At 56.3% G+C, this 20,234-nt stretch carries 14 protein-coding genes; 4 read left to right on the forward strand and 10 right to left on the reverse strand.

The annotated features are described in order from the left end of the window. Positions 1-47: 47 nt before the first annotated feature. The gene (locus EBA31_RS19505) at positions 48-3,116 is read right to left on the reverse strand and encodes an autotransporter domain-containing protein (protein ID WP_122080012.1); all 3,069 of its coding nucleotides are present in this window, start codon (positions 3,114-3,116) and stop codon (positions 48-50) included. A gap of 219 nt (positions 3,117-3,335) precedes the next feature. Beyond that, positions 3,336-3,650 (reverse strand): lipoprotein, encoded by a 315-nt coding sequence (locus tag EBA31_RS19510; RefSeq protein WP_041414827.1) that lies wholly within the window; start codon positions 3,648-3,650, stop codon positions 3,336-3,338. Positions 3,651-3,828: 178 nt separating this feature from the next. On the opposite strand from EBA31_RS19510, the gene EBA31_RS19515 reads away from it, so the two are divergent. Both EBA31_RS19515 and EBA31_RS19520 read left to right on the forward strand, forming a co-directional pair. Continuing rightward, complete coding sequence (locus EBA31_RS19515; protein WP_122080013.1) at positions 3,829-4,461, forward strand: response regulator transcription factor; 633 nt, start codon at positions 3,829-3,831, stop codon at positions 4,459-4,461. Next, on the forward strand, positions 4,458-6,239 hold the full coding sequence (locus EBA31_RS19520; protein WP_122080014.1) for a hybrid sensor histidine kinase/response regulator: 1,782 nt from the start codon (positions 4,458-4,460) through the stop codon (positions 6,237-6,239). The genes EBA31_RS19515 and EBA31_RS19520 overlap by 4 nt, the downstream gene beginning before the upstream one ends. A gap of 80 nt (positions 6,240-6,319) precedes the next feature. On the opposite strand, the gene EBA31_RS19525 is transcribed toward EBA31_RS19520, so the two are convergent. Then, entirely contained in the window at positions 6,320-7,153 is an 834-nt protein-coding gene (locus tag EBA31_RS19525; protein WP_115058269.1) for an enoyl-CoA hydratase/isomerase family protein, read from the reverse strand. 123 nt (positions 7,154-7,276) lie between these two features. On the opposite strand from EBA31_RS19525, the gene EBA31_RS19530 reads away from it, so the two are divergent. Continuing rightward, a complete protein-coding gene (locus tag EBA31_RS19530; protein WP_020828133.1) occupies positions 7,277-7,651 on the forward strand; it encodes a helix-turn-helix domain-containing protein in 375 nt (124 codons plus the stop codon). Positions 7,652-7,744: 93 nt separating this feature from the next. On the opposite strand, the gene EBA31_RS19535 is transcribed toward EBA31_RS19530, so the two are convergent. The 5 genes from EBA31_RS19535 to guaB form a co-directional block, all read right to left on the reverse strand. Beyond that, positions 7,745-8,635 carry an alpha/beta hydrolase gene (locus EBA31_RS19535; RefSeq protein ID WP_122080015.1) on the reverse strand — a complete coding sequence of 297 codons (891 nt, stop codon included), beginning with the start codon at positions 8,633-8,635 and terminating at the stop codon, positions 7,745-7,747. Positions 8,636-8,729: 94 nt separating this feature from the next. Beyond that, positions 8,730-9,866, reverse strand: coding sequence for an NAD(P)/FAD-dependent oxidoreductase (locus EBA31_RS19540; protein WP_122080016.1), 1,137 nt, complete (start codon positions 9,864-9,866; stop codon positions 8,730-8,732). A gap of 109 nt (positions 9,867-9,975) precedes the next feature. After that, complete coding sequence (locus tag EBA31_RS19545; protein ID WP_202914210.1) at positions 9,976-11,253, reverse strand: MFS transporter; 1,278 nt, start codon at positions 11,251-11,253, stop codon at positions 9,976-9,978. Between the two features lie 398 nt (positions 11,254-11,651). Then, entirely contained in the window at positions 11,652-13,229 is a 1,578-nt protein-coding gene (guaA, locus tag EBA31_RS19550) for a glutamine-hydrolyzing GMP synthase (RefSeq protein ID WP_020828137.1), read from the reverse strand. A 176-nt stretch (positions 13,230-13,405) separates the two neighbouring features. Then, positions 13,406-14,869 (reverse strand): IMP dehydrogenase, encoded by a 1,464-nt coding sequence (guaB, locus tag EBA31_RS19555; RefSeq protein WP_020828138.1) that lies wholly within the window; start codon positions 14,867-14,869, stop codon positions 13,406-13,408. A gap of 170 nt (positions 14,870-15,039) precedes the next feature. Here guaB and xseA point away from each other — a divergent pair, with 170 nt between their 5' ends. Continuing rightward, a complete protein-coding gene (gene xseA / locus EBA31_RS19565) occupies positions 15,040-16,416 on the forward strand; it encodes an exodeoxyribonuclease VII large subunit (protein WP_122080017.1) in 1,377 nt (458 codons plus the stop codon). Positions 16,417-16,547: 131 nt separating this feature from the next. On the opposite strand, the gene EBA31_RS19570 is transcribed toward xseA, so the two are convergent. Then, positions 16,548-18,914 carry a TIM-barrel domain-containing protein gene (locus EBA31_RS19570; RefSeq protein WP_122080018.1) on the reverse strand — a complete coding sequence of 789 codons (2,367 nt, stop codon included), beginning with the start codon at positions 18,912-18,914 and terminating at the stop codon, positions 16,548-16,550. Positions 18,915-18,925: 11 nt separating this feature from the next. Further along, on the reverse strand, positions 18,926-20,233 hold the full coding sequence (locus EBA31_RS19575) for an MFS transporter (protein ID WP_122080019.1): 1,308 nt from the start codon (positions 20,231-20,233) through the stop codon (positions 18,926-18,928). Position 20,234: the final 1 nt, after the last annotated feature.

Consider the following 20,234-nt stretch of genomic DNA (forward strand, 5'->3'; position numbering starts at 1 on the left):
AGTTGCCCAACGACATCTCAAGACCAAAGGCCCTTTTCCTCAGTGAATCAGAACGACCATCTGATATTGGCATTGACCGAATTGACCTGGGTATCAGAACCATACTGTCCCTGATAACCGAGAGCCAACGTAGTGGAACGCGACAGCTTCACGCTCACCCCCACATCCGCCACCAGCAGATTGTCATCTACCGCCTGTCCCTGCGTGATAAATGCGTCGCTGCCGGCAAATGCCATGCGCGATGACGTATTTTTATCGCCGTAAGCGTGCTGCCAGCCTAATGAACCGTAAAGGCTGACGTTTTTCGGCAGTTCGGTAGATCCCCGCACGCCCAGCGTTGAATAGAACGTATTCATCGTTTCATTACGGACGCTCAGCGCCGCTGCCCCGCCTTTCTCCTGGAAGTTATCGGTATGCAAACGGATATAACTCAGGTTGACGAATGGCTCGATATTCGCATCCAACTGACCAAAACGGTAACCCGCTTCGGTGAACGCCAGCAGCGAGTCTGCGTCATAGTCCGCCTTGAGCCGATCCGAGTAATTGCCGAAATTAACGTTGCGCTCATTTTCGAGTCGGTGCCAGGTATAGCCCAGCGCACCGCGCAGGGAGAAGGCATCCTGCTGCCCTGCAGCGTACAGACCCAGGTGGTAATTATCGCTGTCGGAACTGGAGCGACGGCTATCGACATCATAGTCGCCACGGCTATAGCCTACGTATCCCCCAACGCGGATACTGTGGTCAGCGAGTTTACGATCGGCGCCCAACAGGAAACCGCTGGTGTGGCCGTCCAATTTACCAACGCTATCGTTACCGCTGTTTCTCATCCAGGAGCCGAACGTCTGCCCCCAAACGCCGTTATTTTCAGCCTGAGCCGGTTGAACCAACGTCATCGCCATCGGTGGAACAGGCAGCGCATCATTATCAAATACGCGAAGCATGCGCTGATTCAATACGTTGAGCAGCATGCTACTGCCGGCGATCAGGTTAGACTGAATGGACGGATAAACTTCACCGGACAGTTGATTGAACGCCTCGCGCGCTTCCGGTGCGCTCAACAGCAGCACAGAGTTATACAAGGCCAGCGAAGGACCGCTTTGCGTTAACGTCGAGAGCGCACCGGCGGTATTCCACTGGTTGCTACTTTGCGCGACCGTCTGGAAAATACCGGGCTTGCCGCCTTCGCCTGGGTTGCCGCCCTCGCCTGGGTTGCCGCCCTCGCCTGGGTTACCACCTTCACCTGGGTTACCGCCCTCACCTGGGTTGCCGCCCTCACCTGGGTTACCGCCCTCACCTGGGTTACCGCCCTCACCTGGGTTACCGCCTTCGCCTGGGTTGCCGCCTTCGCCTGGATTACCGCCCTTTTGTGCAATCGTCAGATCCACGGCGTTGGTGCTGTGGTTAAGCGCAACGTCCAAAAATGCAGATTTTGAGACGGCTTCAGCAAACCGACCGTCAATCCCACCATCCGAGGTCAAAATGCGATAGCTTTGGCCAGTTTGATAGCTGGTTTGCGGATCCAACGCGGTCACCTGCACCTTGGCCTGATCGCTGATGGTGGTTTTGCCTGAAACGACCAGTTTGTCGCTGCTGCCATCACCGGCGATATCGACGTCATAGAAGGATTCACCCAGGAAATTCAGATAGCGTTTCAGCGTCAGGGTACCGATGTTGCCGTCGCCAGGGGAAATATGGCCGCCGGACTGGATTTCAGTCTGCCCCAAGGTGCCGTTGCCGCCCAGCGTCCCGCCGGCTTTGATTGACGCGGTGCTGCTGTAACCCAGGCCATTGCTGACGTCAGAACCGGCAGTGGCGTTCAGGATCAGCGTGCCGTCATTCTCGGCGCTCAGCGTCTGCACATCGAAAACGTTGTCTTCTTGCTGCGTATTGATGTCGCTGGCGATGGTGATTTTGCCGCCGCGTGCGGTGACATTCGCCTGGAGTTGAGTCAGGTCGCCGCTCAACGTCGTCTGGCCGGCCGTGTTGATGACTTCGCCTTCGCCGACCATCTTGTTGCGGAAGTCGTAGTTATCTGAGTTGTGATTAAAGTAAACGTAGCTGCCGAACAAACCGCCACGCAGATTGACCACCGTTTGGGCATCGACAGTACCCGCACCACCCGCCGCGCCGAGCGTAGGTTCGGTCAAGCCGGTGCCGGTATCCATGTTGCCGCGGCTGCCGATAATCAACGCGCCGCGGTTAGAGCCGGACCCGGTATCCCCCAGCCGCAATTCGTTGCTGCCGGCAGAGAATGAGCCGCCATCAACAACCGACAGCACCCCATTGCCATAATCCCCTACGTTGACATTGCCCGCACTGGTAAAGCGCGAGCCGTTGCCGGCGATGTAAAGCTCTGCGGTTTTTCTTGAGCCTGAAACACCGGCAATCTCCGCGCTACCAACGTTGACCGCACCGCCGTTCAGCACGTCCACATCGCCATTGGCGGTGAGCGACTGGGTGATATTCCACAGAGAGTTATTGCCGGTCACCGTGGCTTTGGGGTTGAGCTTGTCAGCCTCGTCGGGGCGAAAACCGCTGTCGATTCTGGCGGCGGCCGTGGTGGTCACTACCCCGCCATCTTCAATCAGCAAGGTTGAACGTGCGCCCTGTCCGAAGCCGAGACCGAGTCTCTCACTGATCACCTGGGAACCGGCCCCTTTGACATTAAGATGGCTGTCATACCCCCCGGTGGTGCCGACGATAATCTCTTCCGCCGTCGCCAATCCGCCCTCTTCTACCCGTAACGTCCCCAGCCCCAGATTCAGACTGCCGTGCATAACGGATTGGTCATTGATCGCATTTAATACGGCATTCGGCCCTTTGACCGTGACCAGGCTTTCGTATATCTGGCCATTAGCACGACGGCCAATATTGACGTTATAGGCATTGATTTGGCCATTATCGATCAACAGGTTTCCGCTTTGATTACGGCCGACGTAAACATCCCCGGTGTAAGTCAAAGATTCGGTAATACGTGATTCACCATCAAAAATAGCATCATCGGCACGCGCCACGTCGGCTGGGCCAATCAATATCAACGGTGCGGAAAAAAGTGCGAGGTAAACTTTCGAAAGCGGTTTTCTTACCGCTAAGTTATGCGATGTTTTATCTTTCATGTTTTCTCTCCGGCCCAATTATCTTGATGCCATCAAAGTTATTATTTATATGAAAAACTCAATGCATTAGAGGATGCGCGGCGCGTTTTGCGAGAACACAGGCTGATTTGTCATCGAGACACTAGCTTATTGCCCCCCAGCGCTAACGTCTCGATGCCAAAATTATGGGAACTGCGGATCGGTATTGATCATCCACCCTCGCTAAACGCGTCAGGTGAATTATTTATGCGTAACGACCGGGGTACAGCTTGGTGTGCTTAACGACGGGGCTGAACCTAAAATACCCGGCATCATCATCGAGGAACAGTCAAAGATTCGTCCTTTCTCCGTAGTGGCACGGTAAGAAAGTTTTTGCCCGCCAAGGGCGTCGGGTTGGGCACCATTAACATTGGTGACGGTAATTTCATCCGATGAACCCAGGCCCAGCATTTTGGCCGTTTCCGCCTGCAGCAGCGGTATTGCCTGATCGGTTTTCAATGTGGAACAGCCAGCTACCAGAAGCGTAACGGTTAATGCGATAAGTGGTTTTCTCATAAATTGTCCTTTGTAACCAAACAGTTCCAAATGCTGAATGGCTTTATGTTTTACCTTATCAAAATCCCTGAATAATATATTTCCCTTTCCTAACCGAAAAAACCCTCCTAAAGTAGGGAGGGTAGAAAATAACAAGTCGTCAGACCAATCTGATAGGTTTTAGCAAAAGGAGATACCCTTGGGGCAGGATTATGCGTTGGTCGTTGATGACCATCCGTTGGTGGCAAGTGGCATCGCCAATTTCCTGAATACGCACTGTCGATTTAAACACGCCTACGTGATGACAAACGAGGAGAGTTGTTATCGACATATTCTGGAAAATGGCGCCCCGCGTTTAATCGTCATCGACTTTTGGTTATCCGACGGCACGGCATTAAAATTACTCAAAGAGATCAGACAGCTTTACCCACAGGTAAGATTATTAGTGGTCAGCGGCGATGAAAATAATGAAATAGGCCAAAAGGTACGTGATGCCGGAGGCCATGGTTTCGTGCTCAAAAATGAGCCGCCAGAATTATTCGCCAAAGCCGTTTCTGCGCTGTTAGAAAATCAAAGCTGGTTTCCTATGGATAATCTATTGGAGGCTTCCAGTGCCAAAAACCATCTTCAAAACTTCAATTTAACGCCGCGACAAATTGACGTTTTGACCATGATGATGCGCGGCTTCCCCAATAAGAGAATAGCCTCTCAGCTTGCTATTTCCGAACCTACGGTTAAAGAGCACATCAGCAATATCCTTAAAAAAATAGGCGTAAACAGTCGGGTAGAAGCTATTACGTTACTGCATGGCAGGCAGGGGCCGTCCGAATGAAACTACTTCAATCTTTACAAGATGATGGCATTTCGTCGCACGCGCAAATCCGATTATTGAACAATACGTTTATTCGATTGGTCTTTAGTTTCAGTGCTGTGCCCTGCGTCGGCATCCCCTTTGCTATTTGGATATATTTACTGGGTGAACCACTGTGGCCGATAATCAGCTGGATAATAGTGTATTTATTCTGCGCTTTGGCTATCCGATTATGGCACCAAAGATATCAACGCGAAGCGGAGAAAGAGGATGCGGGCGTTATTCTTAACCGCTGGCTCCCACATATCAACAAAGTCGCCTTCGTACATGGGATAGGTATATCCTCATTATATTTAATAACCCCACAAATAAATAATTTCGATTTTTTCCTGTTATTAAATATCAGCATCGCGGCCATCGTCGCGGCGAACGCGACCCATTTGACGCCCATCATCAGTACCTTTACCCTGTTTTTCTTTGCCTGCTGGGGCATGCTTAACGTTGGCATCATTTGGCGTTTAAACGACGTCATGCTCATTGTGTTGATGCTCAACCTGCTTTACGGGTTCGCCATCTACCGCCACGCATTGAGTTCTCATCAGTTTTTTATTCAGCAAGCCCGTCTCGAAGAGAAGAGCTCTCGCCTTGCGGAGCAATTCCGCCAGGCCAAAGAGGAGGCGGAACAAGCCCTGCTCGATAAAAACCAATTTCTGACCACCGCCAGTCACGACTTGCGCCAACCGGTACATGCCATGGGTTTCCTGATCGAGGCCATCATCCATAAAAATCGCGATGCCTCTTTAACCCCCCAGCTGTTGGATCTGCAGCAGAGCGTGCGCTCCGTGCACCTGATGTTCAATTCTTTGCTCGATCTCAGCAAGATTGAGTCCGGCAACGTCAGTACGGCGACCACCCATGTCGATATTGGAACCCTGCTTGACTCGGTGATAACCCTGTTCCGTGAAGAAGCGAACAGCCGGGGATTATCCCTGCGGACATGGCGCCCCAAGCGACGCATTGCCGTGATGGGCGATCAATTGCTCATCCGACAATCGCTGATTAACCTGATACAAAATGCGCTGCGCTACACCCAGAAAGGCGGCGTATTGATTGCCATCCGCCCACAAAAGGGAGAATGCCTGATCGAAGTCTGGGACACCGGCGTGGGCATAGCCGACGAAGAGAAAGGCAAAATCTTCTCCCCCTACTATCGCCCCGAACTGGCGTGGAAAATCGATAGCGCCGGTCATGGGTTAGGCCTTGCGGTAGTGGCCCGCTGCGCCAAATTGATGAAGGTGAAATACGGCATGCGCTCCGTGGAGGGCAAGGGATCGCATTTCTGGATGCGTTTTGCCCTCTATACCGGCGAAGTCAAAGCGCCAGAAAACCTCAACGCCTATACCCACAGCCAGATCCCTACCCGCTATGAGTCATTGAGCGGCGCCTGCCTGGTGGTGGATGATGATCCGCTGGTCACCTCCGCCTGGTCGAGTTTGATGAGTACCTGGGGGATCACCGTGCGTTGCGCCGCTTCCGCCGAGGAGGCTTTTGCGATTATCGACGCAGGCTTCACCCCCTTCGCCGTACTTTGCGATCAACGGCTCCGCTCCGGTGAAAGCGGCTTCGATATATTGAAAGCGCTGTTCGAACGCCTGCCGGACACCAGCGGCGCCATGGTCAGCGGGGAATTCAACTCCCCCATTTTGCAAGAGGCCGAACAGGAAGGTTATCTGGTATTAAGAAAGCCGCTGGAACCCGCGAAGCTGCATGCCTTGCTGTCGCAGTGGTCATCCTGCTAGCCGGCGCCAGGCCTGTTCGGGGCTGTACCCTGCCGACGTTGCATTTCCGGCATCGGCAAGATTGCGGCTGAGACTGCCGCTTAGGCACCAAGATTGCGCAGCAGGCCTTCGAGGTTGCGCTCACCTACCTTGGTTTGGGCGCCCGCCTTCAGTCCGCCCCGAATGAGTCTCTCCGCTGCGGGACGTTCAAAAAGCCCCGCCCAGGCCTCATGCTCACGATAAAAACCTTCCCGCAGATCTGCCGCCGGCATCGCCTGCTTGGCCGCCGCGATAACCCCTTCGGGCAGTGCCGCAATGTTGTGCGCCAGGCGTTCGACAAAGTCGTCGAGTTCGGATGCGGGCAAGGCGCGGTTAATCCAGCCATAGCGCTCTGCGGTCGCCGCGTCGATAAGATCGGCCCCCAGGACCACTTCAAGCGCGCGACCACGCGTCATGCGGTTCGTCAGGTACTGCGTTGCGCCGCCACCGGGCGTAATGCCCATCAAGGCTTCGCATTGGGCCAGCCCTGCCCGCCCTTCGGCGGCAAAAGCCATGTCGGCCGCCGCAACGAATTCTGCGCCGCCCCCACGCGCCAGCCCGGCAAGCTTAACGATAGTCACCTGGGGCTGGCTGCGCAGCAACTCACCGAATGCCTGGAACGGGTTGAGCCCTTCCGGCGCATTACGCGCCAGCTCATCGAAAGCGTGCGGTTCATCGATTAAGGTCATGTCGACATGAGCGATGAAGAACTCCGGATCCGCACTCTGGAAAACCAGCACGCGAGTATCCGGGTCGTCACGCACGGCACGCAGTAAGCGGCTGATTTCCGACATCAAAGCCACATCAAGCACGTTGACCGGCGGATTATTGAGGGTGATCGTCATGACCCCCTTTGCGTGAGACAAGCTGAGTTTGCTGAAATCGGTATCTTTCATGTCGATGTCCTTGTTTGTCAGGGTATCGGCGCTGGACTTTCGCGCCGCCGATCGAATGGTATACTTTGCATACCTGGCGTCAATTACGCACTTGAAGCATCCCAGGGATGCTGGAGGATACCGATGGAGACGAATGAAACTGTCTACCGCGCTGACTGCCCGAGCCGAATCATTCTCGACCAGATCGCGGACAAATGGTCAATGATGGTGCTGGAGGTGCTGCGTGAGCCGAGGCGCTTCAATGCGATCAAGCGTCGCCTTGATGGCGTCACTCAACGTGTGCTCACCCAGACGCTGCGCAAGCTGGAGCGTAACGGCATGGTGAACCGCAAGGTTTTGGATGGGCGGGTGCTCGGCGTCGAGTATTCGCTGACGCCGCTCGGCCAGTCATTGCAAGGGCCGTTCTCTATTCTGTTTGAGTGGACTATGGGGAATATGGAGGCTATTCAGGACTGCCGGCGCAGATATGATGAGCAAAACCAGCAGCTTGAACAGTGAGGCTCCTGCCTCACTTTTCCTTGCGATGAATGGCCGCGTACATCCAGTAATCACCCGGCGATAACCGAAACTCTAGAAATGAGTGGGAGGCGATCAGAGGTTGCGGAATATTCCCGAGATCAGCGTTCTGGAAAGCAGAGAAGTCGGGTCAGCCCACTCCATCAGCACATCGAAATGGTTGCAATGGGGCACCTCGAGCAGATCCGTTTCCGCACCGGCCGCTTTATACAAAGCGGCAAAGGCTTCGGACTGCCGCTTGAAGCCGGGCGGATCGCCTTCAGCCCAGGCAACGGTGATGGGGCACCCCGGCGCAGGGATGTGACGCATCGGGCTGTAATCGGCCACGCTGGTGTCGGAGAGTGCCAGCCATGCCTGCACGGGCGTCTTCATCAAAGGTGCGAGTTCAAAAAGCCCGCTGATGGGAAAAGCAAACTTCACCACATCGGTCGGCACGCCAAAGGCAGCATGCCAGCCTGGTGCTAATAGTGTTGCAAGCAAATGGCCACCAGCAGAGCTGCCACCCAGCGAGATCCGTTGCGGATCCAGCCCAAACTCATGTCCCCGCCGCCAAATGAACGCCACCGCACTGCGTACGGCATGGACGATGTCACCGATGCCGGCTGCCGGCGCAAGCGGATAATCTATAACCACCGTGGCAATGCCATTTGCCGCCAATGTGCCCGCCATCATCGCGGAATCTGCTTTCGACAGCGCTCGCCAGTATCCCCCGTGAATAAAAAGAAAAACGGGCAGCAGCGGCCCGTTTCCATTCACCGTTGGCCCATAAATATCCAGAGCCTGGCCACTTTTCTGGAAATAGGTGATATCAAAATGGAGGCCATAAGCCTGTTTCATCTTTTCAGACTGCGAGCGATAACGCGCCATTTCTTTGGCAAAGCCGTCGACACCTACCGTAGCGCGTGCATCGTAATCCTCATTGAGGCGTGCCGGATCCATAAACACTTCGTCTGCCAAAAGCGTCATTTTTCAACCTCCCTGATGAACACCGCCATATCCCAGCGGCTGCGGAATGAAAAAGTGGTTACTCCCGGCCCCGTTTCTCGGGCCGGAGCAATGATCAGGCCAAAGTGCCCGTCGGCAGGCTTAACGCCGTTTTCATACGCTCTGCGCCGATCTGCTCGCAGCGTCCGGTTATACGCAAAACGGCCGATCGAACGTCGTCTGGCCACAGGTTCATATGCCCCATGCGTTCCGCCGTGTCTTGGGTATGTTCGGTCAACGGCCTTTCCTGCGCCTCCCAGGCTGCCAGCGCCGCCGGAATATCCCGGCTATTTTCCAGACTGACCGCCAATCCAAGAGCATTCATCAGTGCGCAACCGCCCCCTTGGCCGAGGTAAGGCGGCATCGCATGGGCTGCATCGCCGAGGATCGCCACCTGTCCTTTGCTCCAGGCCTTGAGCTTCAGCACCTCAAACGCATCCCAGCGGCCGGCCTCGCCAAAACGTGCGATCAGGCCGGAAAGGTGTGGGAAGGATTTGCGCCAAAGTTCCGGGGCAATCGGAAGCTGATAGGCACCCACATCGTCCTCAGCGCAGCACAGCGCGACATACAAATCGGTCGCGCTGGCGGGCGTATAAAGGATCCGCCTCGTGCCTGAAAAGTACTCAATGTAGTTCGAGCGATCTGCAGGCGGTACGTCATCGTCATCGCGCTTCAACATCATTCTGACCGCGCCATAGTGCAGCGGCTTGCGGTACATCAGCAGGTCCAGAGATTCTCTCACCCGTGAGTTGATACCGTCAGCGCCGATCACCAAATCGGCTGACAGCGTTCGCTTGTCCGCCATCAGCAGCTTTCCCTCCGGTGTCGCCCCCACCGCCTCGGAATCGCTGACAATTTCGGCACCGGCGCGGCGAGCCGCATTGAGCAAAGACAGCAGCAGCCGCTCGCGCAGGATGGTAACCAGACGTGGGGCACCGCTGCTGTTGATCGGAATATCCTCCATCGTTGCGTTGCCGTGATCCCGGGTCTGGAATACGGCCCCTTCGTGTGCCCCCACCATAGCTTCGTCATAGGCTCCAATCGCCTCGAGCACACGCAGCCCATTACTCCAGATATAGATGCCCGCACCAAAGGTGCGCAGGTTTGCCGAACGCTCATGCACTCTCACGCTCCAGCCACGCTGAGCCAGCGCCGCCGCCGCCGTAAGCCCGGCGATACCTGCCCCAGCAATTTCTGCATGCAGTTGCTTCATACCCTCTCCTCAGCCCCGTTTGTTTTTGATCGTACCCGTCGTTAAGAACCCGCCTGTACCGCAAACAGATCCTTTCTCCTGGTCATGCAGAACAACGCCAAAGCGGCAATTAATGCGGGAATCGCCATCCAGTAGAAAAAATTCTGCAAATCACCAACCACGGTATATAGCCAAGAGCCAAGATAAGCCCCCGTGATGGAACCCACATGACCCAGCCGATCCCCCATGACACTCCGGTCGCACGTGCCGTGGTGGGATAAAGGCCAGCGCTCAAAATACTGATGTTGTTCAATGCTCCCGTGAGGGTAAAACCCACGAAAAAAACGCAAACCAATAAACGGGTAGAACTGCCGAGCTGGCTGCCGGTAACCAGCAGCGCGACCGAGGCCAATAAGGCTAAAGGAGGGAGTATTTTGGCGATACCGATTCGATCGATGAGAAGTGCGGTGATGATGCCACCGATCATGCCCCCCAGCGGCAGCATTGCGGCAACATATAAGGCCATCCGAGCGTCAAAGCCGCTGCTGCGCAATACCGTAGGTAGCCAATTGCTCAACAGGTAGAACGAGAATAAGCAGCAGAAAAAGGTCAGCCAGAGTAGCAGCGTACGCTCGGTTCGCCCTTCAGAAAATAGCGCCGCCACGGGAGACAGCTGCAGGTTTTTTTCGCCGGGCTTTCTGTCCATACCGTCGGTAAAGATTACGTCCTGCCACTTCCTATGGCCGCCAATCCGCTCGACGATCCGCAGTAATTTAGCTCTCTGTTGCGGCCTGTTGGCCAGGAAACAGATCGACTCAGGGAGCATGAAATACAGCACTGGCAGCATCACCAAAGGAGCGATACTGCCCACAAAGAGCAGGCCTCTCCAGCCCAGCACCGGCAGCAGCAAGTCGGCCACCCAGCCGCCGAGCGCCATACCCAAGGTAAAACCGGAAAAGCTCAAGGTGACCAGCAACATGCGCCAGCGAATGGGCGAATACTCTGACACCAGAGTAATGCAACCGGGCAATACGCCGCCTAGTCCCATGCCAGTCAGTAACCGCAGTGCCACAAGCACGCTAATCGATGAGGAAAAGGCATAACCCAGGGTGCCTAAAGCGACGATAACCGAGCAGATCAGCAACACCGTTTTGCGCCCATAACGGTCCGCCGCGGGGCCACAAATGAAACTGCCGAGTAACATGCCGAACAGACCGGCAGCGAAAGCCGGGCCCAACTCGGCGCGATCAATCCCCCATTCTTGAGCCAATTCAGGGGCGATATAACCCATCGCGCTGGCATCCAGACCATTAATCATCAATACAATAAAACACAAGAGCAGCGTCATTATCTGCAAACCGCCAAGCGGGCTTTGATCGACAATGTCGGTGACGGATTGTTTGTTCATGGCAAAAATCCTCTTTTCTTGTTTTTGTATTACCTTGCATCATGAAAAGCACGCCACCACCGGCAGCACGGCCCGGGATTAACCGATGAATGAAATGGCATCAACATACTGATTAGTAATAATTTACCTTCTGCCAGTTCCGAAGCTTATGCATAGCCTGGTGTTTTACTGGGTAGCGCTGCAGGGGCAGGTTTTCCAGAGAGCAGGGATTGATCGAGTATAGGGCTGTGCTGATATCAGGGAATAATCAAAAAAGGGATCTTTGGTATAACCAAAATGAATACAAGGAGGCGCGCAAAGGGAATATTTTGTGGGTGTCGGAAAAAGAAAACCCCCGCACAGCATAGCCGCAACGGGGGTTTTTAAATCATCACTGATAGTCAGTGATTAGCGGTTCATCATTCCCACTCAATGGTAGCCGGTGGCTTACCGCTGATGTCATAAACCACGCGAGAAATGCCGTTGACTTCGTTGATGATGCGGTTGGAGACGCGGCCGAGGAAATCGTACGGCAGGTGCGCCCAATGTGCGGTCATAAAGTCGATGGTTTCCACTGCGCGCAGTGAAACAACCCAGTCGTATTTACGGCCATCGCCCATCACGCCAACCGAACGCACCGGCAGGAACACGGTGAATGCCTGGCTGACTTTGTTGTAGAGATCGGCTTTGTGCAGCTCTTCGATGAAGATCGCATCGGCACGGCGCAGCAGATCGCAGTACTCTTTCTTCACTTCACCCAGTACGCGTACGCCCAAACCTGGGCCCGGGAACGGGTGACGGTAAAGCATGTCGTACGGCAGGCCCAGTTCCAGACCGATTTTGCGCACTTCGTCTTTGAACAGCTCTTTCAGCGGCTCGACCAGGCCAAGCTTCATCTCTTTCGGCAGACCACCCACGTTGTGGTGCGATTTGATCACGTGTGCTTTGCCGGTGGCGGAAGCGGCGGATTCGATCACGTCCGGGTAGATGGTGCCCTGCGCCAGCCATTTCACTTCAGTCTGCTTGCAGGCTTCTTCGTCGAACAGTTCAACGAACACGCGGCCGATGATCTTGCGCTTGGCTTCCGGTTCGTCAACGCCGGCTAACGCGCTCAGGAAGCGATCTTCCGCCGCCACGTGAACGATGTTCAGGCCGAAGTGGTCGCCAAACATTTCCAGCACCTGGTCTGCTTCATTCAGACGCAGCAGGCCGTTATCGACGAACACGCAGGTCAGGCGTTTACCGATGGCGCGATGCAGCAGCATTGCGGTTACGGAAGAGTCGACGCCGCCGGACAGGCCGAGGATCACGTGATCTTCGCCCACCTGCTCACGAATGCGCTCTACCGCATCTTCGATGATGGTCGCCGGGGTCCACAGGGCTTCACACTGGCAGATATCCAGCACGAAACGCTCCAGCATGCGCTGGCCCTGACGGGTGTGGGTCACTTCCGGGTGGAACTGCACGCCGTAGAAGCGTTTTTCTTCATTGGCCATAATGGCAAACGGGCAGGTATCGGTGCTGGCAACGGTCACGAAGTCGGACGGGATAGCGGTCACTTTGTCGCCGTGGCTCATCCACACGTCGAGCAGCGGTTTACCGGTTGGGCTCAGCGCGTCTTCGATGCCGCGAACCAGTGCGCTGTCGGTGGTAATTTCCACCTGCGCGTAACCGAATTCACGCTCGTTGGAACCTTGCACATGGCCGCCCAGCTGCATTGCCATGGTCTGCATGCCGTAGCATACGCCCAGCACAGGTACACCGGCGGTGAACACGTATTCTGGCGCACGCGGGCTGTTGGTTTCGGTGGTGCTTTCCGGGCCGCCGGACAGGATGATGCCGCTCGGATTGAATTCGCGGATTTGCTCTTCGCTAACGTCCCAGGCCCACAGCTCGCAGTAAACGCCGATTTCGCGCACGCGGCGGGCGACCAGTTGGGTGTATTGCGAACCAAAGTCCAGAATCAGAATGCGATGCTTATGGATATTTTTTGTCATGTGAGGCGAATTCCAGCAACAGAGAAAAAGGAAAATCTAAAACGTTAGGACAGTTTCAGTCGGCGAGGCCAAACAGTTGGTGGTCGCCCGCAGCACAGCATGCGCAGTTGACATAAAGTCAATGAGCAATGCGAGCAGCGGACGGCGAACAAATGCGCCGGCCGCAGCCCCTGAAATTAACCCATGCGGTAGTTCGGTGACTCTTTGGTGATGGTCACGTCATGCACGTGGCTTTCCTGAATACCGGCGCCGCTGATGCGAACAAATTCAGCCTTGGTACGCAGGTCGTCGATGGTGGCGCAGCCGGTCAGGCCCATGCAAGAACGCAGGCCGCCCATTTGCTGGTGTACGATCGCTTTCAGCATGCCTTTGTAAGCCACGCGGCCTTCGATACCTTCCGGCACCAGTTTGTCGGCGGCGTTATCGGTCTGGAAGTAACGGTCGGAAGAGCCTTTGGACATCGCGCCCAGTGAACCCATACCACGGTAGGATTTGAACGAACGGCCCTGATACAGCTCGATTTCGCCCGGTGATTCTTCGGTACCCGCCAGCATGGAGCCGACCATTACGCAGGATGCGCCGGCCGCGATAGCTTTGGCGATGTCACCGGAGAAGCGAATGCCGCCGTCGGCGATGACCGGGATACCTGTCCCTTCCAGCGCTTCAACCGCATCGGCGATGGCTGTGATCTGCGGTACACCTACACCGGTTACGATACGAGTAGTACAGATGGAGCCAGGGCCGATACCTACTTTGACCGCGCTGACGCCGGCGTCAGCCAGCGCTTTGGCACCGGCTGCGGTAGCCACGTTGCCGCCCACGATCTGCAGATCCGGGTATTTGGCGCGCGTTTCGCGAATACGCTGCAATACGCCTTCGGAATGGCCATGCGAAGAGTCGATCAGCAGCACGTCAACGCCGGCGGCGACCAGCGCATCAACGCGCTCTTCGTTACCTGCACCTGCACCCACCGCTGCGCCAACGCGCAGACGGCCATGCTCGTCTTTACAGGCGTTTGGCTTGCGTTCCGCTTTCTGGAAGTCTTTTACGGTGATCATGCCCAGCAGGTGGAAGCTGTCGTCCACTACCAGCGCTTTCTCAACGCGTTTTTCGTGCATTTTCTGCAGCACGACTTCACGCGCTTCGCCTTCTTTCACCGTAACCAGACGCTCTTTCGGCGTCATCACGGCGGTAACAGGCTGGTTCAGATCGGTGACGAAGCGGACGTCGCGGCCGGTAATGATACCGACCAGTTCGTTCTCTTCGGTGACGACAGGGTAACCGGCGAAGCCGTTACGTGCGGTCAGCTCTTTCACTTCTTTCAGGGTTGTGGCAGGGGTTACGGCTTGTGGATCGGTTACCACGCCGCTTTCATGTTTTTTCACGCGGCGGACTTCTTCTGCCTGACGCTCGATAGACATGTTTTTGTGAATGAAGCCCAGACCGCCTTCCTGCGCCAGCGCGATGGCCAGGCCGGATTCGGTAACGGTATCCATGGCTGCGGACAGCATAGGGATATTCAAGCGGATATTTTTGGTCAGTTGGGTGCCGAGCTCAGCGGTATTAGGCAGAACCGTAGAGTGAGCTGGAACCAGGAGAACGTCGTCAAACGTTAGTGCTTCTTTCGCGATACGTAGCATGGGCAATATCTCACCAGAGTGGGCTGTGAAAAAGATAAAATATTGCCGCGGCATTATACAGAGCGTAATCGGTTGCCTCCAGCACTTTCTCACAAAAACTCTTGATTACCTTTTTCAGCCATGTAGTATCGACCAATTAAGTGCTTGTTTTGAAATTTGATCTGGGTCACATGTCGATACCTGTTTCGCCTTCCATTTTTACCGTAAGCCGCCTGAATCAGACGGTTCGACAGCTGCTGGAAATGGAAATGGGCCAGATTTGGCTCTCCGCCGAGATCTCCAACTTCTCCCAGCCGTCTTCAGGTCATTGGTATTTCACGCTGAAAGACGACCGCGCGCAGGTGCGTTGCGCGATGTTCCGCAACACTAACCGTCGTACTACCTTCCGCCCGCAAAATGGCCAACAGGTGCTGGTGCGTGCCAGCATCACGCTGTATGAGCCGCGCGGCGACTATCAGCTGATCGCCGAAAGCATGCAGCCCGCCGGCGACGGCCTGTTGCAACAGCAGTTCGATCAGTTAAAACAGCGACTGAGCGCCGAAGGCCTTTTCGACCAACAGTTCAAACAGCCGCTGCCCAGCCCGGCCAAACGCGTCGGGGTGGTCACCTCCGCCAGCGGCGCGGCGCTGCACGATGTGCTGCAGGTGCTGCAACGGCGCGATCCGTCATTGCCCATCGTTATCTACCCTACTTCGGTGCAGGGCGCGGAAGCCCCCCTGCAGATTGTACGTGCCATCGAAACGGCCAACCGCCGTGACGAGTGCGACGTGCTGATCGTCGGCCGTGGCGGGGGTTCGCTGGAAGACCTGTGGAGCTTTAACGACGAACGCGTTGCGCGGGCGATTTTCGCCAGCCGCATTCCGATTGTCAGCGCCGTCGGCCACGAAACCGACGTCACCATTGCCGACTTTGTCGCCGCTCTGCGTGCGCCAACCCCTTCTGCCGCTGCCGAACTGGTCAGTCGCAATCAGTTGGAACTGCTGCGTCAGTTGCAATCACAGCAACAGCGGATGGAAATGGCGATGGACTACTACCTGGCGCAGCGCCAGCAGCAGTTCACCCGCATCAACCACCGTTTGCAGCAGCAGCACCCGCACCTGCGTCTGGCGCGCCAACAAACGCTGTTGTTCAAACTGCAACGTCGGTTGGAAGACGGCATGCAAAACCAACTGCGTCTGTCTTCGCGTCGCAGCGAGCGGGCTCAGCAACGGCTGGCGCAGATGCAACCGCAGGCGCGTATTCACCGCTACCAACAACGCGTGCAGCAACAGGAATACCGTTTGCAGCAGGCATGGGATCGCCAGCTTAACGGCCTGCGCCAGCGCTTCGGCGTCGCCTGCAGCCAACTCGAGGCCGTCAGCCCGCTGGCGACGCTGGCCCGAGGCTACAGCGTGACGCAAACCCCGCGCGGCGAACTGCTGAAAACCACTAAGCAGGCTCAGGTTGGCGAACTGCTGAAAACCCGCCTGCAGGATGGCTGGGTGGAAAGCGAGGTGAAAACCATCACCGTTGCCAAAAAGCCGCGCAAGAAACGCGCGGCCGAATAATCCCGTCATACTTGAAGCCGCATCTGTGTTGGCTTCATCCGCTCACCCGAATCACTTACCTGAGTAAGCTCGTCGGGATGAACGTTCTTGCCGCCTTGATGCCACCCCAATTATTTAGGGTATAACTTTTACTACTCCAGCGTAAAACGGCTGCCCGGTACGCCGTTAATCCACAGTTCTCGCGTCTCGCCAGTTGGCAAACTGCAGGCCAACGTCTGCCACGCCGGTTTGAACCGGCCTTCGGCAGTGATGTTCAGCATGATGCGTTGAGTGTCGCTGAGCATCTCCCAGCGCAGCCACAGCGCATCGCCCTGCTGCCAGCCATAACTTTCCCCGTCATCTTCGAATAACAGCCCAGAAGCGCTGCCACAGCCTTTGAGCGGATACAGCTTCAGCTCGCGCCGATCGTCCGCCGTCACGTCAACATGCGCCAATCGCGACGACAAAGGTATCGCGGCACCGGCACGTACCAGCAGCGGCAAGCGCTCCAGCGGTGCTTCCAGCAGCACCTCCTGGCCGCCGCTGAACCATTGGCCGCTGTAGAAGCAGTACCAGCCGTCGCCGTTATCCGGCAGATACACCGGCCGCTGACGCTGCCCCTGCTCCACCACGCTGGCCACCAGCAGATCGCGACCTATCATAAAATCATCGGTTTCGTTCAGCGTGCGCTCATCATGCTCGTGGTCGAGGAAGGTCGGGCGCAGCATCGGTTCGTCGTCGACGCAGGCCTGCCACAACAAGGTGTAGAAATACGGCATCAGCCGATAACGCAAAGCAATCGCCTCGCGCACTGCCGGCGTCACCGCAGGGTACATCCAGGGTTCGTTAACCGTGGCGTCGTCGTTCCAGGAGTGGATGGTGAAACGCGGATGCATCACGCCATTTTGCACCCAGCGCACCAGCAGTTCGGCGTCCGGCCTGTCGCCGGAGAAACCGCCCACGTCATGCCCGAGGTTGTACAAACCGGACAGGCTCATACCCAGCCCCATGCGAATGTTGTAACGCAGGGTTTGCCAACTGGTACGGTTATCGCCGCTCCAGGTCTGCACATAACGTTGCATACCGGCACAGCCGGAGCGTGAAATCAGGTACGGCCGCAGCTCAGGGGCAAAGCGCTGCTGCGCCTCCATCGAGGCGCGCATCATCAGCAACGGCATCACCGGACGAATATGTTTGATGGCGATCGGCCGGCCAAAACCGTGGCAACGCGCCTCGCCGTCCCACACTTCATATTCGTTATTGTCATTCCAGGTGGAATCGATGCCCATCTCCAGCAGTTGCTGAGTCACGCCCTGCTGCCACCAGTGCACTGCCGCCGGGTTGGTGAAGTCCAGATGTGAGCCTTCGTCGTCCCAAAAGCTGGAGCGCTCCGGCCTATCGCTTTCTGAATCGCGGATAAACAGCCCTAACTGCGCCGCCTGTTGATACTGCGGATGATCCTGCAACAGGCACGGCTTGATGTTGGCCGCCAATTTCAATCCGGCATCGTGGAAAGCCTGACTCAGCTGCTTGGGTTGCGGCACCTTGTCGTAGTTCCAGTTGAACACGTAACGCTTGTTGCCGATCGAGGTATAACCCGAGGACAGCTGGAAGGAGTCACAGGGAATGTCATGTTGGTGACAAAGCTCAATAAACTGCCGTAGCTGCTGTTGAGCATCCGGCGCGTCGGTGTAATGCATGGTGGATCCGCTGTAGCCCAGGCTCCATTTGGGCCCGAAGTGTGTCTTGCCGGTCAGACGCACAAACGCCTTGGTGACATCCAGCACCTTTGGCCCGAGGAACAGATAATAATCCAAATCCCCCGCCTCGGCCTGATAGCGGCGATAGGCCAGGTGGTAATTGTCGATCTCGTTGCCCAGATCCAGCCAGCAGCTGCTCAGGTTGTCGTAAAACAGCCCAAAGCTGGCCTCTTCTCCACGGGTGATGGTGAAGGGAATGTGCTTGTACAGCGGGTCCGTGCTGGCGGCGTTGTAACCCATCGCATCCAAATTGCGCATTTCAAAACGGCGGCCGCTGCGTTCCAAATCACCGGCCTTCTCACCCAGGCCATAATAGCGTTCGGCGGCATGGCGACGTTGATAATGGGCCACGCCGTCACCGTGCGGATTAAGCAAATAGGCGCTGGTTGGCCGATCGGCTGCCAGCGGACGCCATTCGCCGGCGGCGTTGCAGTGCTCCCATTCCAGCCATAACGGCTGATGTACGGTCACGCGCAACGCGGAGGTGGTCAGCACCAGCCGATCCTCATGCTGTTGCAGTTGGTAACCCGGCAGGCTGAAACCGTCGACGCTCAGCCGATCGCGCCCTTCCCAGGGCACATCTGCCTGTGGCGCAATGCTCCAGGTGCGGTCCAGCGCCAGCTCTCCGTTGCGCTTGATCAACACGCGACACAGGTGGTTTTCCAACACGTACAGGCAAAACAGATGGCGTTCATCGACCAGCAGCTCAATACGATCGGCATACTGTCCTGCCAGCGTCCAGTTTTTTAAGGTTTTCATAGGCATCCAACTTAACTATTGAGTGTTTTTTTACCGCCGCGTTCGGCGATCAAAGCAATCAGGAACAGGGCGCCGATCAGGTCGAAGAAGCCCATGGCGATGAATAAGGGGTTAAAACCGACGGTGTCGGAGACCGCACCGATCAGCAACGTAAACAGGAAGCTGGCGATCCAGGCGCTGGAGCCGCGCATGCCGTTGACGGTCGCCATTTGGTTTTTATCGAACGACTCCACCACCAGCGCGCTGAGCATGCAGGAGATCACCTGGTGCCCGAAGCCACCGATCGAGATCAGGGCGATCGCCACGTAGGGATCTTTGGTGATCGCCACAAATGCCAGCGAAACCATCATAAAGGCGCCCGTCACCGAGCTGGCGACCACCGAGTTGACGCGGCTGAAGCCGAACCATTTGCGGTATAGGGTGGTGAGATAGCCGCTGGCGACGCTGCCGATGTCCGCCGCCAAAAACGGCAGCCAGGCAAACATGGCGATGTGCTTTAAGTCCATACCGCGCTCGGTGGCCAGGTACAGCGGTACCCAGAAACTGAACACCGCCCAGGCCGGTTCGGCGAGAAAGGCCGGAATGGCGATGCCATAGAACTTTTTGTTGCGGCACAAAATCGCCAGCGACTTGAGAAACGGCAATCTGGGCAGTTCCGGTTCATTGTCTTCGCGGATCAGATCCAGTTCCTGCTGGCTCAGATTGGGGTGCTGCTGCGGCGAGTGATAGAACAACCACCACAACACTACCCAGATCAACGCCAGCGCGCCGGAGAACAAAAAAGCGCCCTGCCAGCCAAAGGAAACGTGGGCAATCACGATAATGGGCGGAGCTAGCATGGCGCCAATAGAGAAACCGACGCCCGCCCAACCGGCGGCGATCGGCCGCTCCTTTTTAGGGAACCAGTCGGAAATCGCCTTGGCGTTGGCCGGCGTGGCCGCCGCTTCCGCCCCGCCCATAAAGAACCGCAAGATAGCCAGTTGAACCCAACTGCCCGCGCCGGCATGCAGCATGCAAACGACCGCCCAGATACTGGCGCAGATCAGAAAGCCCATCTTCAGGCCAATAACGTCGATCAGCCAGCCGCAGATCGGCTGAAATACCGTATAGGCCAGTTGGAACGACGCCACCACCCAGGAGTACTGCTCGGTGGTCATGTTGAGGCTGGTTTTCAGTTCAGGTGCCAGAATGCCCAACGAATTACGGGTGATGTAGTTGACCGTTACGCCCAGTAAAAACAGCGCCAACATCCACCAGCGCAGCGATTTGAACTTGCGCCGGCCGGTATCGGCGACCCTTTGATTAATTTCAACACTCATC

The sequence above is a fragment of the Serratia sp. P2ACOL2 genome (assembly GCF_003691565.1).
GTDB lineage: Bacteria > Pseudomonadota > Gammaproteobacteria > Enterobacterales > Enterobacteriaceae > Serratia > Serratia liquefaciens.

What these genes read in the sequence shown, in the direction of transcription:
- EBA31_RS19535 (WP_122080015.1), bottom strand. Translation starts at nt 8,635, where the DNA reads ATGACGCTTTTGGCAGACGAAGTGTTTATGGATCCGGCACGCCTCAAT.
- EBA31_RS19510 (WP_041414827.1), bottom strand. Translation starts at nt 3,650, where the DNA reads ATGAGAAAACCACTTATCGCATTAACCGTTACGCTTCTGGTAGCTGGC.
- EBA31_RS19570 (WP_122080018.1), bottom strand. Translation starts at nt 18,914, where the DNA reads ATGAAAACCTTAAAAAACTGGACGCTGGCAGGACAGTATGCCGATCGT.
- EBA31_RS19505 (WP_122080012.1), bottom strand. Translation starts at nt 3,116, where the DNA reads ATGAAAGATAAAACATCGCATAACTTAGCGGTAAGAAAACCGCTTTCG.
- EBA31_RS19520 (WP_122080014.1), top strand. Translation starts at nt 4,458, where the DNA reads ATGAAACTACTTCAATCTTTACAAGATGATGGCATTTCGTCGCACGCG.
- EBA31_RS19575 (WP_122080019.1), bottom strand. Translation starts at nt 20,233, where the DNA reads ATGAGTGTTGAAATTAATCAAAGGGTCGCCGATACCGGCCGGCGCAAG.
- EBA31_RS19545 (WP_202914210.1), bottom strand. Translation starts at nt 11,253, where the DNA reads ATGAACAAACAATCCGTCACCGACATTGTCGATCAAAGCCCGCTTGGC.
- EBA31_RS19525 (WP_115058269.1), bottom strand. Translation starts at nt 7,153, where the DNA reads ATGAAAGATACCGATTTCAGCAAACTCAGCTTGTCTCACGCAAAGGGG.
- EBA31_RS19530 (WP_020828133.1), top strand. Translation starts at nt 7,277, where the DNA reads ATGGAGACGAATGAAACTGTCTACCGCGCTGACTGCCCGAGCCGAATC.
- EBA31_RS19540 (WP_122080016.1), bottom strand. Translation starts at nt 9,866, where the DNA reads ATGAAGCAACTGCATGCAGAAATTGCTGGGGCAGGTATCGCCGGGCTT.
- xseA (WP_122080017.1), top strand. Translation starts at nt 15,040, where the DNA reads ATGTCGATACCTGTTTCGCCTTCCATTTTTACCGTAAGCCGCCTGAAT.
- guaA (WP_020828137.1), bottom strand. Translation starts at nt 13,229, where the DNA reads ATGACAAAAAATATCCATAAGCATCGCATTCTGATTCTGGACTTTGGT.
- guaB (WP_020828138.1), bottom strand. Translation starts at nt 14,869, where the DNA reads ATGCTACGTATCGCGAAAGAAGCACTAACGTTTGACGACGTTCTCCTG.